Source organism: Williamsia sp. 1138 (assembly GCF_002095435.2).
Taxonomy (GTDB): Bacteria; Actinomycetota; Actinomycetes; order Mycobacteriales; family Mycobacteriaceae; genus Williamsia.
Map to the genome: position 1 here is coordinate 76,605 of NZ_MJEJ02000039.1, position 16,378 is coordinate 92,982.

Here is a 16,378-nt window from a genome sequence, read left to right on the forward strand (position 1 = left end):
CGCCCCAGTATCGCCGAGATGAGATTCGTTGAAACGGCCTTTATGTCTCGGTTACAGCCCTCGGGTGATCACGGGGATCGCAGCGTCGACCGCCTGGGCGATCTCGGCCGCGGCCCTGTCGAACTCTGCGGCCGGCTTGCCCAGAGGATCGGCGATGTCCAGGGATGCAGCGTTGCGATCGGCGCCGGCGGCAGGGTCGAGGCCGGCCTCGCGGAGAGTGATGATCGTGCGCCAGCGGATCGGCGCCAACTGGCGTGCTGCTGCCCGGTGGTCGCGGGCCAGGCACAGGACCAGGTCGCTCTCGGCTACGAGGGGAGGGGTGAGAAAGCGGGAAGCAAAGGGAAGTGGATCGAGGCCTAGAGCTCGCAAAGCCCGGGCGCTTTCGGGGTGCATGTCGTGGCCGTTCATGGCGCGGGTGCCGGCACTGGAGACGGTCCAGCCCAATCCGAGTTCGCTGCTCCGCTGTTCGAGCATGCGCTGGGCAATCGGCGACCGGCAGATGTTGCCGGTGCACACCACAAGAATTTTCACCGGTTCAGTATGCGTGCTTCGGCCCCCGAACAGGCGCTCGGTGGCCTGCCGACGTGGCCCAAAGATCAGTCGTGCTGTGGTTGAGCAATATTGAGTCGAAAAACTCTCGCCGAGAGTCTTGCGAGCGGCACGAGTGGGTGCTAAAACATTTCCCACAGCGATGTGGTCGCGCCATCCAGGTGGCGGGGCCAGGACGATGAGGGAGGTGCCTATCGACGTAGCTTGTGCTTCATTGCGCCCGGTCAGATGGTCGTGCCGGGGTATGCAACTCAGTAGTCCAGTCGCCGCCAGGTGACTGATCCCTATCCATTCGGTGGTGCCGCCCGGACACTCTGGGCGGCACCACCCTTGATTGAGCACCATGCGGTGGGCGGCCACCGCACATCAGTGCCGACCCCGGCCTGCAGGGTTCGCCGGGCCCAGGCAGAATGCGACGCGGCGAGCGTGCGACGATGTGCCGTAACGCTAGCTACGCCGGCACCGAACGCCGGCGACAACACACGAACCCGAGGGAGACTTCAATGTCGACATACACCGCGATTGACGCCGCTATCGATGGCTTCCTGAACACCACTCCCTGGGCGATGGACCTCCTGCTCTTCTTCGTCGGCGGAGTGCAGTGATCTCTGGGGTCCAGTCCTCGTCTGCGAATCCTGTTGCAGAAGAGTCGCTAACCTGAGTTTCACCAGGCTTCACCACTGATTGAACGCGGTTGTCTGACCCCTAGCGATGACTAAATCGTCACCGGTCCTCGCAGGAAATGCGGCGAATTCGAATAATTAATTCGAATTCGCCGCACCTGTTTCTGAAAGAATCGATATGCTGAGTCGGCACGATGCTTTATTCCGTCCTCAACTCTTATCATGGATAAGTATGTTGACATTTAAAGGAGTATGACTTCATGACCTCAGTATTCACTTTGGACATCCTCGAGATCATCGCATTCGTCATCGAGACATTCGGCTCGTAACCGAACAGTTCCCGATATAAGTAATCGGGGGGTTTGATCCGCTGACCCGGTCTTCCGGAGCTTCGCAGCCCGGGAGACCGGGTCATTTCGTTTCGGCAGGACCGACACTTTCCTGGCGCGCTCGCCGTGACTGCCATCCGTCTTTGACCACGAGCAAGAAGAACGCTGAGAACTGCCCAATCGAAGAATTCCGCGACTTGGATAGCGGAGGGGTTGTGAGATCCGCCGAGACTGCAGAAATGACGTGGCCTACTCGGCCGATGGCTTCGCAGCGGCAGTCTCGGTAGGCGCGACCGACAAACTCCGAAACCAGAACTCGGTATTGTCTCCGCGCCAGCCAACTCGCCCGGGCCGCAGTTGGGGCGGCGACTGCCGTGCTCCGATATCGATTGCACCGAGGACGAGTTCGCCATCCTGACGGACCGCGAGAGATACCGAGTTGTTGTCGATGCCCACGTCCGCTGTGAAATGCGACCATGTGCGTGTCGCCGCCGGAAGCGGTGCCGTGGCGATGGTGCGGTACACACCCCTGCCGGTGCCCCGGGGAGCCTTGCGCTTCCAGACAATCGTTCCCGAACGCCGGACCAGGGTCACTGCGTACAGGTCGTCGGGTGAGCGGTACCCGAACAGGAGATGAACACCGTCGTAGTCCTGCTCCGGGGTCCGCTCGGTCTCGGTCGGCTCGTCTGCCCACAGCTCGCAGCTCATCGAAAAGCGGGCGAAGTCGTCGCGTTTGGACAGAGCTCTCAGGACTGCCGAACCGGTCGCTTTCGACGAGCCCGAGTCCGGTGAATTGCCGTCTATCGGGCCGCTCCATCCGCACCCGCCGTCGTGGAACAGTGACCCGCTGGTCACGGTCCAGTCCGGTGACGTGACCGCGCCGTCCGTTTCGGATCGGCGGAGTGCGTACTCATTGGTCACCAGGCCTCGTCCCGCAGCGAACTTCGGCGCCCAGCGGGTGTCGGCAGGTGATCGTTGACCTCCACCGCATGCGACGAGACCCCCGGCCGCGATGGCCCCTAGCCCCAGGCCCAAAGCTCGTCGTCGAGACAGGTGCTGCGGCATCAGCGGGGTTCTATCTGCAGATCCGTCCACGCCGGGAACGGTTGCGCCGCCGCGGTCCTGCTGCCGATCACGCTGAAGCCACCGCGTCCGTCACGAGAGGGCACCGTGGCCACCACCGCGCCGTCCACCCAGATCCTGGTCTCTTGCGGCGACACCGTGACCTTGACGCGGTGGGTGGCACTGTCGCGGAGCACCGTGCCGGCCAGTGTTCGGTTGGCGCTGTCGGTGACGGTGGCGCGGTCCCGGCTGACCATCAGCCGCACCGATTGATCGGTACCGGAGCCGGTGCGCACCCGCAACCCGGTGGACATGCCGCGGCGGATGTCGACGGCGGTACCGGTCAGCGTGTAGTTGGTCCACTGGTCGGTGCGTTGTGCTGCCCACAGCGCCTCGGTGTAGGTCAGCGTGTCCGCATCGAATCGAACGATGCCCGAGGCCAATTCACCGTCATCGATCGGACCTCGGAAGTAGCGTCCGGGTTCGAGCCAGCTGCTGTCGACGGCAACGGGGTCCATCGCGGTGACGGGCAGGGTCTGGGCTCCGCGCATGCGGTCGAACAGTTGACGCTCGGTGTCCCCGCGCTTGATCTCCAGCCGTTCGAGCGGGGTGACCTGTTCGGCGGAGACCGGTGCCGGCGCGATCGCGTGGCTCTGATTGGTGAAGGCGGCGGCATAGTGATCGCGGATGACCTGCGACGAGATCTCGACGGCAGAGTTGCTGATCCGCGAGCTCGGAGCCGAGAACGGATAGGAGAACAGTTGAGGTGCAGGGAGGTCGTGGGCAGCGAACTTCCGTTCAGACGCCTCGACGTCGAGGAGCATGCGTTCGCGGAACTGTGCGTCGTCTTCGACCTGGCCGTTGACTGTCTCGTGGGCGGCCATGGTCGGGAGTAGTTGCCCGTTCTCGGTGGTGCGGTAGTGCAGATCGTCGGTATGGGATTGGAAGGACCAGCGTCCGGAGTCGTGCATCCGGTTGATCTGTTGCCAGGTCAGGTAGTACGGCTGCCGAGTGCTCACCGATGATGTGATCAGGAAGCTGACGGCGCTGAAGCCGTAGTCGTCGAGGATGGTGTCGGCGTACTTGTAGAGGCCGGAGGTGCCGTCGTCGAAGGTGATCACCACTGATTGCTTCGGTGGGGTGGAGGCCCCCAACAGGTAGTCGACGTACTGTTTGCCGGTCAAGGTGCGGTAGCCGGCGGTGTGGAGCATCTTCATCTGCGCGGCAAAGGCTTCCGGGGTGATGACGTACTCGCCCGCGTCGGGGTCGGTGCTTATGTCGTGGTAGGTCAGCACCAGGGGAGCCGCGCCGAATCCTGCTCCGAGACGGCCGGTGTTCTCGGCGGCCCACCCTGCGTACAAGGCGGTGTCTTCGGAGGTGAAGGTGGGCGCCGCGGTGTCTTCACGGAAGCCGATGTACTTCTGCCACCACCAGATACCAACTGCCGAGGCGACCAGTGACACCACGACACCGATCGCCAGAACCCGGACGATGAGCGCTGTGAACCGGTGCCCGACGTGCCCCCGGCGGGTCGGTGGGCCGAGCTCGGGCATCAGCGCCGCTCCGCGTGACCGGGTGATGTGCGCTTGCGCGGTCGCGGCGCGATGTCGTTCGAGCAACGTCATAGGAGCGTTCCCCGGCTGAGCACAAAGATGTAGACCACGACGGCCGACGCGATGAACGCGACACTGAACAGTGCGCGTAAGAGCTTCCTGGACTTCAGATTCACAGTGACCTCGACCAGATGTTGCGTCGAATCGTGAGCAGTGAGTAGGGGAGCAGCCAGGACAGACAGAGTGTGGAGATGAGTCCCATCAGCGGCCGGTACCGCCAGCGGGTCGAGTTGGGGTTGTCGACGGCGAACGCCACGGCCCAGGCGCAGCCTTTGATGAAGATGCCACCCAGGTAGAGGGCGGTCAGCAGCCACAGTCCGTTGACGGGTGCCCAGATCATGTGCCGGATCGCCATCAGTGGCGCGGCCGCGACCCAGACAGCGTGCCCGTAGTAGAGGACGGACGGCTGAAGCCCTCTGCGCCACATGAATGTTCCGGAGAAGCACAGGTTCCGGATGAAGCTCTTCTTCCAGCGCACCTGTTGCTTGAAGAAGGCGCGGGGTGACTCGGGCACCACGGTCCATACCTTCGCCGACCGTACGTAGCCGACCCGCCACTTACGCTCGGGGTAGTCGATCGCGGCGACAAAATGGGATTCCGGGTACTGCTCTTTGAGCGCCCGGCCCCGCCACTTCTGGCCCAGGACGTATCCGGTGAGTTGGCGGTCGGTCGCGAATTTGAACTCGCCGCCAAGAAAGCGGTCATTGGCCCACGCCGGCAGGTAGTTCCAGATGGCGTCGCGGCGGAACACCGCAAGCGGCCCGGACACGCAGGTCACCGAACCGAGGGAGGCTTCGGCGGCCTTGACGACGCGGAACGATCCTTCGTACCAGGTGTCCTGGATCTTGGTCAGCAGGGTGGAGTCGGCGTTGAGCGCGCGCGCATGTCCCGACACCGCACCCAGGTCCGCCTCGGACACCAGGGCGGCGACGCAGCGGCGCAACGCATCCGGTGCCAGGACGCAGTCGGAGTCGGTGAAGGCGATCACCTCGCCCGTGGCGACCTCGGCGCCGCGAACCAACGCGTTCTTCTTCCCGACGTTGCGCTCGAGTTCGATCAGCGTGAAGTTCAGCTCGGTGGTGAGGTGTCGCAAGATCTCGGTGGTGCCATCGGTGGAGGCGTCGTCGACGACGATGACCTCGAGGCCGGGATAGTCAGACTCGACCATCGACCGCACGCACCGCTCGATCACGTCGCGTTCGTCTTTGATCGCCACGAGGAAGCTCACGGTGGGCACTGCCGGCAGGGGCGGAAAACTGAGCGGCGCAACGTGGTTGGAGTGCCGCGACTCGGCCGGGTCTTCGTACCGTGCGTAGGCGAGGACGAAGGCGTAGATGGTCGACGACAACACTGCGAACCCGTACAACATGATCCACGGATCGAAGATTATCTCGGGAAACTGCCGGGCCAGCAGAGCGAACAGCGGTGTCAGCGCGAGTACCGCAATCAGGAACTTGGCGGCTCTGCGGACGTGTGGGTCCCAGTTGTCGAACCATCGACGTCGCGGACGCGGTGCGCCCCACGTGTCTGCATCTATCTGCGCAGCTGACCCAGTGGGCGGCGTCCATGTCTGTACCGGCTCGGTCCGCGATGACCGAGCCGAGTGCTGAATAACCATCTGTCAGTGCATATCCGGGATGAGGCGAGGCTCGGAACGAAAGGTCATGTCCAGCACCTGCGGCCGACCGGTGTCGTGACCCGAGGTCCACCACTCGGTCTCACCCGGATGGAGGGTGTGCACGAGGATCAGGTCTGCCGACTCGGCGGCCTCGCTCGACGAGGTCGGAACCCGTTTGCCGTCAATGGTGATGGCAGGGACAAAGGCGTCCGAGTAGGTGACCATGGCACCGGCGCGAGTCAGGTCGGTGATGATTTCCAGGGCGGGGGACTCACGCACGTCGGCGACACCGGACTTGTAGGCAACGCCGACGATGTGCACGCGGGAGCCGGCCATCGGCCGACCCGCATCGGCGAGCCGGGCGCGGATCTTGCTCACGATCGCCGACGGGCGTTGCACGATGCCGGCCATCGCCGCCTCGGTGATCGGGGCGCTGCCCCTGGTACGCCGCAACTGCCACAGCAGGTAGTGGGGATCGCAGGGGATGCAGTGCCCGCCGACGCCGGGCCCCGGTGTGAACCGCATGAAGCCGTACGGCTTCGTCGCCGCGGCGTCGATGATCTCGGTGATCGGCAGCCCCATCGACTCGGCGACCTCCGCGAACTCATTGGCGAAGGCGATGTTGACGGCCCGGAAGGTGTTTTCGAGCAGCTTTGTCATCTCGGCGACCTCGGGGGAGGACACCTCGTGCAACTCGGCAGCGGTGGCGGCCAGAGTCTCCGCGGCGTGATGGGTACACGACGGTGTGACGCCACCGATCACTCGCGGGGTGGCCGTGGGAGAGTGACCGCTGACACCAGGGTCGATGCGCTCAGGTGAGAAGGCAACGAACACATCCTGGCCCACCACGAAGCCGCGATCAGTCAACGGACCCACCAGCAGTTCACGGGTGCAACCAACGTAGGTCGTTGACGTCAGGATGATGCTCTGACCACTTCTTGCCTGCGCGACAACGGTGTTGCAGGCCGAGTGCAGGGCCGTCAGTTCAGGCGCCTGGCTCTCGTCCACGGGAGTGGGTACGCACACGATGACGGTGTCGGCCTTACTGATCCGGTTCGCATCGACGGTGAGTTCGAGAAGTCCCGAGGCCAGGTCGGTACGCAACCGGGTGAGATCGGCCGGTGGGAGGTCGATGTTCGCTTCGGCGATGTTGGTGAGGCGTTCGACGGCGACGTCGAAGCCGATCACCCGGTGGCCGGCCGCAACCAACGACATTGCCGTCGGCACGCCGACATATCCCAATCCGACTACCGCAACCACAGCATTGCCCGAACGGTTCATTACTTTGCCTTCCATAATCGCCGGATCTATTCGGGGCAGGGCGTCGCGCAGTGCGATGCAATCCGGTGGCGGAGTTTCGATCTGACTGAACGTTCGAGGAAAAATGTCGCTCAGATCAGTTCAGACGGTGACCCCGCACAGCTGGTGTTCGCGCAGTCGTACGCGACTTCCTGCCTAGATCCGTCGCAAACTGTACTCGAAACAGGCGAAAAACCCCGCTCGAGAAAAGAATTGCCGCCGATTCATCTGTTGGGTCCACGGGCTGGCCTGGCTGGGTTCGCACGGTTTCCGAAACCCAAGAGTTTTCTATTTGACACAACACTCATTGAAATAAGAATGGAGATGAAGTTGCAGACAATTCGCAATTCCGGGGTCGACGGCCGGGGTGGAGGCGATTTTGGTGAGACGTAAGCGAACTTATGACCGTCACGGTCGCCGATCCTTGAACGTGCCGGCGCGCCGACCCCCAGCTGACCGTCGACGCGTCCTAGGTTCTGGACTCAGGTTCTAGTTAATTGGCCTTCGTTCGCTGAGAACCCAGTCATCGAAACAGTGCGAGGAAGGCTGTGTGCAGGTCGTTCCCACCATCTGAGACGAACCGTTCCTGGCGGTAGGCGTGATTCGTCAGTGCCGTTGTCCAGCAATGACATAGACGATCAAAAGTGCCCTAAAAGGCAGGTCCGGTTCGACTACCGGCACTCGCGAGATTCGAGCGTCTCGAAATACGGCGGCAGCCGTTTGCCGTCGAATGGCTCGAACCAGTTGTCGAGTGTGCCCGCGGTTCCGCTGCGGCGGCCCGCGCCGTTATCGCTCGCGTCAGGGCGGTAGAGATGGTCGTGATCGGCGCCTGCCAGCAACTCCCGTGCGAGTGTGGACCGCCAGTCGTCCGCCAGGTCGAGGCCGTAGGTGTCTTTGTAGAACTGGACGTGGTCGAACAGCACGCGAATGAGTAACTCTTGGGCGACGCAGTCCGGTGGTGACCACTCCCGGGTCAGCCGGGCGAACAGGTCGGCTGCCGCGACTATCAGCTTCTGTATGAATCGAAAGTCGTATTCGTGCGCGAAGCGTCTGGGTAGGAAGGGCAGGATGGTTCCGTCTGTGGTCAGCGACACTCCGGGATCGGCCATGGACCTGCCTGCAAGGTCTTCGAAGAGCCCATCCATCACGTAGGAGGAAGCAACCCACAACGCGGCAGACAGGGCGTCAGCCTGCCGCTGCTGGACCGCCCGGGCGACGGGGTCGCCCTCCTCAGGGTCGACGCCGAGGAGCTCAGGTGGGATACCGGAGACCCGGCGGGCTGTGTGCATGAACGTGGTCGTCGTTTCACCCATTCGAGGCCCCCCAAGAGGATAAGTCGGGTTACGGCGCACGTATCTCGGCGCATAGAAATTCTAATCAAAGGCAGTCTGCCCAAGGCTAGATACTGCTAAACGCGTCGATAATTAGGGAAGGGGCGACCGATCAATTTAATGAGCCACAACAACGTCCGGGGCTGGACGCATGGATTTCTTACTCGCAGTAACGAGGCGAGCGGCGCCGTCTGGTGGGAAGACTGGCGTGTCCCTTGTTGCCGGCGACGTCAGGCACGCAGCGACTGCGGGATGTCCACAGGAGCGGCGGATTCACGCAATTCTGCTGAGAGGGAATCGTTTTCGCGATTGAAGTTGCTCGACAATGCGATGACGGAAGGCACTTCGGCATAAATCTGCTCTCGCGCATCAGCGCGCTTGACCATCCGACCGATTGCCAACGCGACAGCAACAGACACCAGTATCCAGACGACGGCCCCGATGCCGCTCAACCACCACATTTGCAGAATTATGACCATTGAGAACTGGAAAAGAAAGCCAGATCTAGGAATTGATTGTTACGGTCATAAATTGACCGGGAATGTCCGAATTCTAGGCATAGTGATTTCCGGAAGCGGCGATGAAGCTGCAGAAAATGCCCGCCCGGCGGAAGTCGTCTCAGGCCTCGGGCAGAAGTGACGTCACTTCACGCGTCGACTTCCACACCGGTGAGGCGCGGGCGTCCAGTCGGAGGTCATTCCCGACGTCTGCTCTGACGGTCGTTGCATTGGCGATGTGTCAGATCTCTTGCCGGAAACTGCGCACACTTAATCAATCATGTGACCGACACGTAATCCTTTCGAGGCTGTTTGATGTCCTTTTCTGTCCATACTGAATGACATGTGGTGGATCGCTATTGGTGCCGTTCTCTGGGTACTCGTGGCGATGGTGGGTGCAATGCTCATCGGACGGGTGATCAGCCACGCCGATCTCGAGGACGAAGCGGTTGCGCTCCGCCGACAAAATCGAGAGTCGAATCTCCGTCTTCTTCGCTGACAATCGAAACCGCACTTGAGTGCCGGGGCCTCACTGAGGTTCATGCGAACGGACGACGTCGCCGAGGTTTCACGTATCAGTCACTGCATAGTGTTGTTGCACAACCATCTTGACTTCAGGCGCGCGTGCTGAATGGTGGCTACCCCGATATGCGAATCTGGTCGCAGTGACGGACAATCGTTCGAGACGCCCACTGAGGGTCCATCGAAAAGTCGGGGAGTATGAATAAAGTCATCCGTGTAGCTTTCTGTTCGGCGTTGGCCGCGTGCCTCGCCGTGGGCGCGCCGACGGTGGGTGCCGCACCGGTGGCGCCGGACTCGAGCGCCACCTCCAGCGGTGACATCGGATACTGGGATCAACAGTTGGCTCAGCGGGATCGATCGATATTGAACCGGGCTGCGGTGGGAACAGAACGCGAATCTGTGGTGCAGGTGTACTCGAGTGCGATGAACCGCTCGGTGCCTGTGCATATTCGGCGGCCCAAGGACACGGCAACGCCGGCCCCGGTTCTGTACCTGCTCGATGGTGGCGGCAGGTATGCGTCCACCGACATCGCCCAGTACCTCGACGATGCTCACGTCAACATCGTGTCGCCCGCAGGCGGCATCAACGCCTACTGGACGGACTGGAAGAGTCCTGATCCCGATGTGGGTATCGCCAAGTGGGAAACGTTCATGACCAAGGAACTCCCACCGGTGATCGACAACATGCTCGGGACCACCGGGCGTAACGCGGTGGCGGGGATGTCGCGCGTAGGAACGTCAGCCTTGCAGTTAGCGATCGCGAAACCTGGCCTCTACGACGGTGTTGCCGCCTACAGCGCGTGTGCCAACGTCAGCGACCCAGTAGGGCAGGCGTTGATCCGAATCACCATGAACCACGTCGGGGTGGGAAACCCGGAAAACATGTACGGGCCGTCCAACGATCCGGAATGGGCCGCTCACGATCCGTGGGTTCATGCCGAACGTTTGCGGGGCACGGCAGTCTTCTTGTCGGCGGGCAGCGGCCTGCCGGGCCAATACGATCGACTGAACAACTCCTACATCGGTGGCGATATAGCCAAGTTGGCGGACCAGATCATCGCTGGCGGCGCGATCGAGGCGGTGACCAACGGGTGCACCCGTGCTTTCGCGATCCGTTTGACTGCCCTGGGTATGCGTCCGACCACGCACTTCCGGCTGACGGGTACTCACGCCTGGAGTTACTGGAACGATGATTTCCACGCGTCGTGGCCGATGCTGTCGAGTTCGCTGGGCTTGGGATGAAGCTCCGCGGTCAGCGGATGAGGCCGACCAGCCTTACGATTAGTACCAATGAAATGGGCTCGAAGGTTACTGATCGCAGTCTGTGTTGTTCTCGTCGTTTTGCCTGTGCTGCTGGGAGTTTCGGGTTACCTGCTGTTCACCAAGGGTCACATGGATCCAGTGACCAGGGCAGATGCGATTGTTGTTCTCGGTGGTGAACACGACGGCCGTGAAGCATACGGACTGGACCTGGCCACACGGGGATATGCCGACACCGTCTTACTCTCGAACCCGTACTGGTCCGGTGACAAGGTCATGAAGAAGGCCTGCGCTGCCTCGACCGCTGAAGTAGAGGTCGTCTGCTTCAAGCCGCAACCCGGAACCACTCGTGGTGAGGCAATCTTCACCCAGCAGATGGCAGAACGGTTCGGATGGGACCACGTCATCGTCATCAGCTGGCGGTATCACCTCTTGCGGGCACGCTTCGTTTTCTCCGAGTGCTTCACGGGGAGGGTGACGATGACTGGAGTTCCCCGCGCCTATGACTTCTCACTGGCGAAGTGGGAGAGCGTGTATGCCTACCAGGTGGTGGGCTTTGTGAAGGCAGCGGTGGTGGGGTGCGATCGTTTTCTGTAGCGCGCAGTCGTTTCATGTGAGCTTGCCGTACACCGTGTAAACGATGTGACTGATCAAGTAAGCGTCAACCGCTGCCAGTGCAGAAATCGCGACATTTTGTAGGACGGCCACGAAGATCGCACCCACTCCCTGTACGGAGATCCGGCGTGGGAGGGTCGACATCACCGCAAGCGACGAGCTGGCCCCCGAAAATCCGATCATTGCGGTGGTGACCGACCAGGATGTTTGCGACTCGCCGGCCACGGCGACGGCGAGGAGCGCCGCACTGAACGCGTTCAGCGCGAGGACTATCCGCTGGTCCCGCCACGGCAACAACGTGAGGGCACAGTAGGCGAAGGCGCCGCCTGCGGCGCCACCCAGCGTGACTTGGAGAAAAGGACTCATCGAGCGCCGAGTCGGGCGGTGAGCCGGCCCGTGGCGATCGCGCCGGTGGCGACGAAAACTGTTGCGACGAGATACGCGACGGACATCCAGACGTGAGTGGATGTTGTGGCAACAACGACCGCGACGCTAAGAGCGCCTAGTCCGCTTGAGAAGCCGAGCGCGAACCAGCGCATAGTTCGTCGATACCCGCCCGTCGACAACGAGCCGAGTACAACGCCGGATACACCGATTGCGATCAGACTGACAGCGAAGTCGTGTCGAGGACCGGGATACCACTCATCGAGCAGCAACCGTGCTCCGGCGCCCAAAGCACCGCCCGTTGCGGCGCAAATGAGTTCGATGCCGCGGAAGGCGCGCTGGGGCATAGCACCAGTTTAGGTGCGGAAGCGTAGTCGAGCAGCCGGCGGCGTTGGGGGATTGGTCACTCCACCACCGTCAAGACGGGTACGGACCCCGGAGACCCCGGGGTCCGTCAATGCTTTTATCCGCCCGAGCTACCTGCAAACAGGCTGGTGACAACGAATTGAATGATCTGACCAAAAACTTCAATGAACCCGAACAGCTCTGATGACATGCTCGATCCTTTCGACATTTATATTTACAACCGATGGACTTCGGTCCGACCATGTACAGAATGCCTCAAGCACATTAATCGGTGGTCTTTTTGGACAATACTAAGGCCCAACCGCGGCAGACAGCGAAATGTACCAGCGGGGCGGTGGAATAGCTCGTTCAGGGCCGGGATGCCCGACACGATGCGGTTGGCCTAGCCGCTCCGGGCGGTCGGCAAGGCTCAGGGCTCGGCCTCGGTCATTGTTGTCACCTGGGTCGCAGTCTGTACGGACCCTTGTCACCCGCTCATCCGCGAACAACACGTAGATCATAAATACAAATGGCCTTCCGTCGGCAATGGGAGTGGGACTGCGTTTCGGGAGGATCGTTGATTTGAGCGTTCTGCATGTGCGTAGCTTCCTCGCCCCGTATATGGTTGATCCGGCCGTGACCCCAGCGGTAGCTCAGCGGCGACTCCTTCTCGATGTATACATGGTTGATCTTCCAGTCGTCGGAAAGCCGCCTATTTGACGGCTGCGGCCGTGCAGTCGAACACTGACTTAAATGTATGAGGAAGCCGCTGCAGCAGAGATGTTTTCGGTCGGCCTGAACATTGAGTTGGAGGCCGGAGGGTACCTCGGAACCAAGCCAACCGTGATCTTAGGAGGCATGATCTAGCCATGACTGGTGGACGAAATTCTCGGAGCCTGCGAGGAAAGATTGCGATCGGAACTACAGTTCTGGGACTAGTGATAGTGCTCTTTGCGGGCGGGTTCGCGTACGACCAGTCACGAAAAAACGCACCAGTCCCAGCTACCGCCTCGGATTTTACATTCACTGAGCCGCCATTGCCTGACGACGGCGTGGTCCGGCTAGCGGTTATTGGAGACGCGGTCTCAAAAGGTACGCCCAAGAACACGACCGTTTGGCCCGAGATTGTTGCCCATGAGCGAGGCTGGGAGCTGACCAACGCGGCCGGGGGTGGCGGTGGCTATGTCAACGGACTCCCGAAACACCGTGCTTTCGCGGATAAACTGAACGAGGCGGTCCGAAACACCCCCGAGATCGTGGTTGTAGCTGGTAGCCGCAATGACTCTAACGCGGCCCCTGCAGTAGTTGCGAAGGAAGCCCTTGCCCTGCTGACAGACCTAACCACGCGGTTACCCGAGAGCCAAGTGATCGTAGTTGGGCCGATATGGGACTACAAAAAGCCAACGCCAGAAGTGCTAGCTGTGAACGAGTCGGTGCGACAGGCTGCAAACCAGCTAGGCCTGACGTTCGTGGACGCGATCGCGGCAAACTGGCTGTCAACGCCGGGCTTGCTCCAGGGCGACACTGCTCACCCGACCGATGCAGGTCAGAAGGTTATTGCTGAGCAGATGAATGCGGTGCTGCCCGAAATAGAAACTCCGGCGCCACCAGTTGAGGCCAAGTAGGTTAGCGGCGCAAAGCTTGCGTGTCATGATCTGAGCTGAGTCGCCACACAGCTGTGGGCCGCCTACGAAGCATTTGTCGAGGCTCCAGAGCTGGCAGCTTCGACGGACTTGCGAGTACCAGGTGTTCGCAGTTCTTCGAGGTCGCACCTGCCGCGCCACGGTCGACCCGAAGTCGGCACGTCCGCGGCTGGGTTACACATCGTCCAGCTCAGCTCCCGTGGCTTACTGATTCTTAGAAGCCGTTTGGTTTCGAGCCTGGTCATGCACCTTCGTTGAGCTGACCCAGGGGTGGACGTTGGCCGGCGGCCTCCAGATAGACATAACTCCAGTTGTGGGCTATAAATGATCGTGACGATCATCGCCAGCGTCGAGACTGTGCGCCTGATGCTCCGATCTTGGTGAGATGTGCCATGCCTCGGATCCGTTGATGGCGACATTTTGCCAACGTCGGTATAGATAGTGACTACGCCGAATTGCGTGGGGCTTAATCGTCGGCGAGTCGCGAAAGCATTGATTCTGTGCTGTGAGTTAGGGGCCACATCGCGGTTTCTTTTGCGAAACCTAATTGAAACCCAGGGCCGTGACTTGTCAAATCGCTACTTAGGCGTCGCGCACGTGCTGATCCCGCTCAGTCACCAGGCGTGTTGCGCGGCAGACGGTTTCGTAGCGCGTAACCTCCTCTTCGCATCCGCGTTACGGTGTTCTCTTGGCGGACATGTTGCGAAGTAAGTGATGTAAACCACAAAACTATAATTAAGGTTATGTAATACTAAAATTGAGAAATATCATTGACTCACTTGGGTCGCGAAACGATTGTGAAGGCGCTACTCTTCCCTTATTCGGCTAAATCGAAACCAAATAAGACGGGGTCGCGGCCACTTTATAGTTATATTTCGACGCCCTGCCTGACGCTGTGGTCGGGAATCGGCCATCGCTCGCACGCTGAGCGCTGGCCGCCTGGAGCGTCGGGGAGGAAGAGATGACACGCAGTACGAAAGTGGTGAGCACCGACTGGCGGACGCCTTCGCAGGTGTCACCGGTCGACATACGCCCTCGACCCAACACCTGGGCCGATACGTATGTCGCCCGAGTCCAGATGTTGGACGCACTGGTCGTCGCAGTCGCAGTGTTAGGTGCTCAGCAGCTGCGGTTCGGATTCCCGTCCGTGCTCGATCCGATCGGTAGGTTTAACACTCCCGGCATCTTCGTCTCGTTGGGGTTTGTCGTTGCGTGGGTCATTGCTCTCCGGGTGGTACAAAGCACAGACAAACGAATTGTGGGTTCAGGGCCCGAAGAATACAGCCGGATAGTTCGGGCGTCGTTCGCCGTGTTCGGGTCGCTAGCAATAGTCGACCTACTGTTCAAGTGGGACGTCGCGCGAGGTCTGCTGGCGATCGCTCTACCAGCAGGCACGCTCGGTCTGCTTCTCGCTCGGTGGTGCTGGCGTTGGAACCTCGCTCGCGAGCGCCGCAACCGCCAGAATATGAACCAGGTATTGGTTGTCGGAAGTCCAAGCTCCGCAGCCCCGTTGATCACTCATCTGGACAGGAATCCGAGTCTGGGCCTGGAGGTGGTCGGGCTCTGTGTACCGCCGGGCCATCCAGCGCGTCACAGGGAGAATGTGACTATTGGGGACAGGAACCTGACTGTGTTCGGCGACTGCAGCGATGCCAGGGACGGAGTCGAGAAGTCGGGGGCCACGGCGGTTGCAGTGACCTGTGCCGAAACTTTAGGGCACTCGGTGATGCGTGAATTGTCGTGGGATCTCGAGGGCCTGCACGTCGACATGCTCATCGCGCCAGGTGTTGCGGACGTGGCGGGCCCGCGGATGATGGTTCGACCGGTCGCGGGCCTTCCGCTTCTCCATATCGACAAGCCTCGGTATGAAGGAGCAAACAAATTTCTGAAGGCTGCATTCGATCGTCTCGGTGCGGCTGTGATTTTGCTCGTCGTCACACCGGTCATGGTTGCATGTGCGCTGGCGGTGAAGTTCGGGTCGAGAGGCCCGACTTTCTACCGCGCAGAACGGATCGGTCTCAACAACGAACCGTTCCAGATGTGGAAGTTTCGCACAATGATAGATGGCGCGGACCAACAGAAGCTGGCACTCGCACAACTAAACGAAGGCGCAGGCGTTCTCTTCAAGATGCGAGATGATCCGAGAGTAACTCCTGTCGGGAAGTTCATGCGTCGGTTTAGCTTTGACGAACTCCCACAACTGTTTAATGTCCTCGGAGGGTCGATGAGCTTGGTCGGCCCGCGCCCGCCCCTACGCACGGAGGTGGAGCAGTACAGCGGACTTGTCACACGCCGCATGTTGGTCCGCCCAGGAATTACTGGACTTTGGCAAGTCTCGGGCAGATCGGATCTCAGTTGGGACGAGTCGGTGCGCCTCGATCTGTCATATGTCGAGAACTGGTCAATCATGCAGGACGCCATGATTCTTTGGCGGACCTTAAAGGCAGTCGTACGGAGTGACGGTGCCTACTGACCGGGTCACAGTGCTATTCGTCTGCACCATGAACCCTTCTGCGTCGCCCGCGTTCAGGCAAAGTGTGCGCAGCGCCGGACATCGCGAGATGAACGGCAGGCCGATGCACACCCGTAGCGTGCGCGTGCTCAGTGAGTGTGGGATTGATCCGATCGGAGCTTCCAGCTGTCTCAAGTCGCCAGACCTCGTCTGCGATGGCGACAGGTTTGTGGCTA

Annotated in this window: 13 protein-coding genes; 4 read left to right on the plus strand and 9 right to left on the minus strand. The window is 60.9% G+C overall.

Annotation, left to right across the window (positions count from 1 at the left end):
- Positions 1-51: 51 nt before the first annotated feature.
- The 7 genes from BH683_RS28935 to BH683_RS10810 all read right to left on the minus strand — a co-directional run bounded on the left by BH683_RS28935 (position 52) and on the right by BH683_RS10810 (position 8,885).
- Positions 52-531 carry a hypothetical protein gene (locus BH683_RS28935; RefSeq protein ID WP_246833308.1) on the minus strand — a complete coding sequence of 160 codons (480 nt, stop codon included), beginning with the start codon at positions 529-531 and terminating at the stop codon, positions 52-54.
- A 1,219-nt stretch (positions 532-1,750) separates the two neighbouring features.
- Entirely contained in the window at positions 1,751-2,566 is an 816-nt protein-coding gene (locus BH683_RS10785; RefSeq protein ID WP_143696039.1) for a hypothetical protein, read from the minus strand.
- Positions 2,566-4,188: a polysaccharide deacetylase family protein gene (locus BH683_RS10790; protein ID WP_084836261.1), complete on the minus strand. Its 1,623-nt coding sequence runs from the start codon at positions 4,186-4,188 to the stop codon at positions 2,566-2,568. Before BH683_RS10790 ends, BH683_RS10785 begins: the two co-directional genes overlap by 1 nt.
- A gap of 100 nt (positions 4,189-4,288) precedes the next feature.
- Positions 4,289-5,794, minus strand: coding sequence for a glycosyltransferase (locus BH683_RS10795; RefSeq protein ID WP_084836262.1), 1,506 nt, complete (start codon positions 5,792-5,794; stop codon positions 4,289-4,291).
- Positions 5,795-5,797: 3 nt separating this feature from the next.
- Positions 5,798-7,075, minus strand: coding sequence for a nucleotide sugar dehydrogenase (locus BH683_RS10800; RefSeq protein ID WP_084836263.1), 1,278 nt, complete (start codon positions 7,073-7,075; stop codon positions 5,798-5,800).
- A gap of 689 nt (positions 7,076-7,764) precedes the next feature.
- Entirely contained in the window at positions 7,765-8,406 is a 642-nt protein-coding gene (locus BH683_RS10805) for a hypothetical protein (protein ID WP_084836264.1), read from the minus strand.
- Between the two features lie 248 nt (positions 8,407-8,654).
- Positions 8,655-8,885 (minus strand): hypothetical protein, encoded by a 231-nt coding sequence (locus tag BH683_RS10810; protein ID WP_084836265.1) that lies wholly within the window; start codon positions 8,883-8,885, stop codon positions 8,655-8,657.
- A 756-nt stretch (positions 8,886-9,641) separates the two neighbouring features.
- Here BH683_RS10810 and BH683_RS10815 point away from each other — a divergent pair.
- The gene (locus BH683_RS10815) at positions 9,642-10,685 is read left to right on the plus strand and encodes an alpha/beta hydrolase family protein (RefSeq protein WP_084836266.1); all 1,044 of its coding nucleotides are present in this window, start codon (positions 9,642-9,644) and stop codon (positions 10,683-10,685) included.
- Positions 10,686-10,835: 150 nt separating this feature from the next.
- Positions 10,836-11,300, plus strand: coding sequence for a YdcF family protein (locus BH683_RS10820; RefSeq protein ID WP_246833309.1), 465 nt, complete (start codon positions 10,836-10,838; stop codon positions 11,298-11,300).
- Between the two features lie 12 nt (positions 11,301-11,312).
- Here the strand turns inward: BH683_RS10820 and BH683_RS10825 are convergent, their stop codons facing one another.
- Both BH683_RS10825 and BH683_RS10830 read right to left on the minus strand, forming a co-directional pair.
- Positions 11,313-11,684: a hypothetical protein gene (locus BH683_RS10825; protein WP_084836268.1), complete on the minus strand. Its 372-nt coding sequence runs from the start codon at positions 11,682-11,684 to the stop codon at positions 11,313-11,315.
- On the minus strand, positions 11,681-12,049 hold the full coding sequence (locus BH683_RS10830; protein WP_084836269.1) for a hypothetical protein: 369 nt from the start codon (positions 12,047-12,049) through the stop codon (positions 11,681-11,683). Before BH683_RS10830 ends, BH683_RS10825 begins: the two co-directional genes overlap by 4 nt.
- An 867-nt stretch (positions 12,050-12,916) precedes the next feature.
- On the opposite strand from BH683_RS10830, the gene BH683_RS10835 reads away from it, so the two are divergent.
- Both BH683_RS10835 and BH683_RS10840 read left to right on the plus strand, forming a co-directional pair.
- The gene (locus BH683_RS10835) at positions 12,917-13,672 is read left to right on the plus strand and encodes an SGNH/GDSL hydrolase family protein (protein WP_084836270.1); all 756 of its coding nucleotides are present in this window, start codon (positions 12,917-12,919) and stop codon (positions 13,670-13,672) included.
- 979 nt (positions 13,673-14,651) lie between these two features.
- The gene (locus tag BH683_RS10840; protein WP_084836271.1) at positions 14,652-16,163 is read left to right on the plus strand and encodes a sugar transferase; all 1,512 of its coding nucleotides are present in this window, start codon (positions 14,652-14,654) and stop codon (positions 16,161-16,163) included.
- Positions 16,164-16,378: the final 215 nt, after the last annotated feature.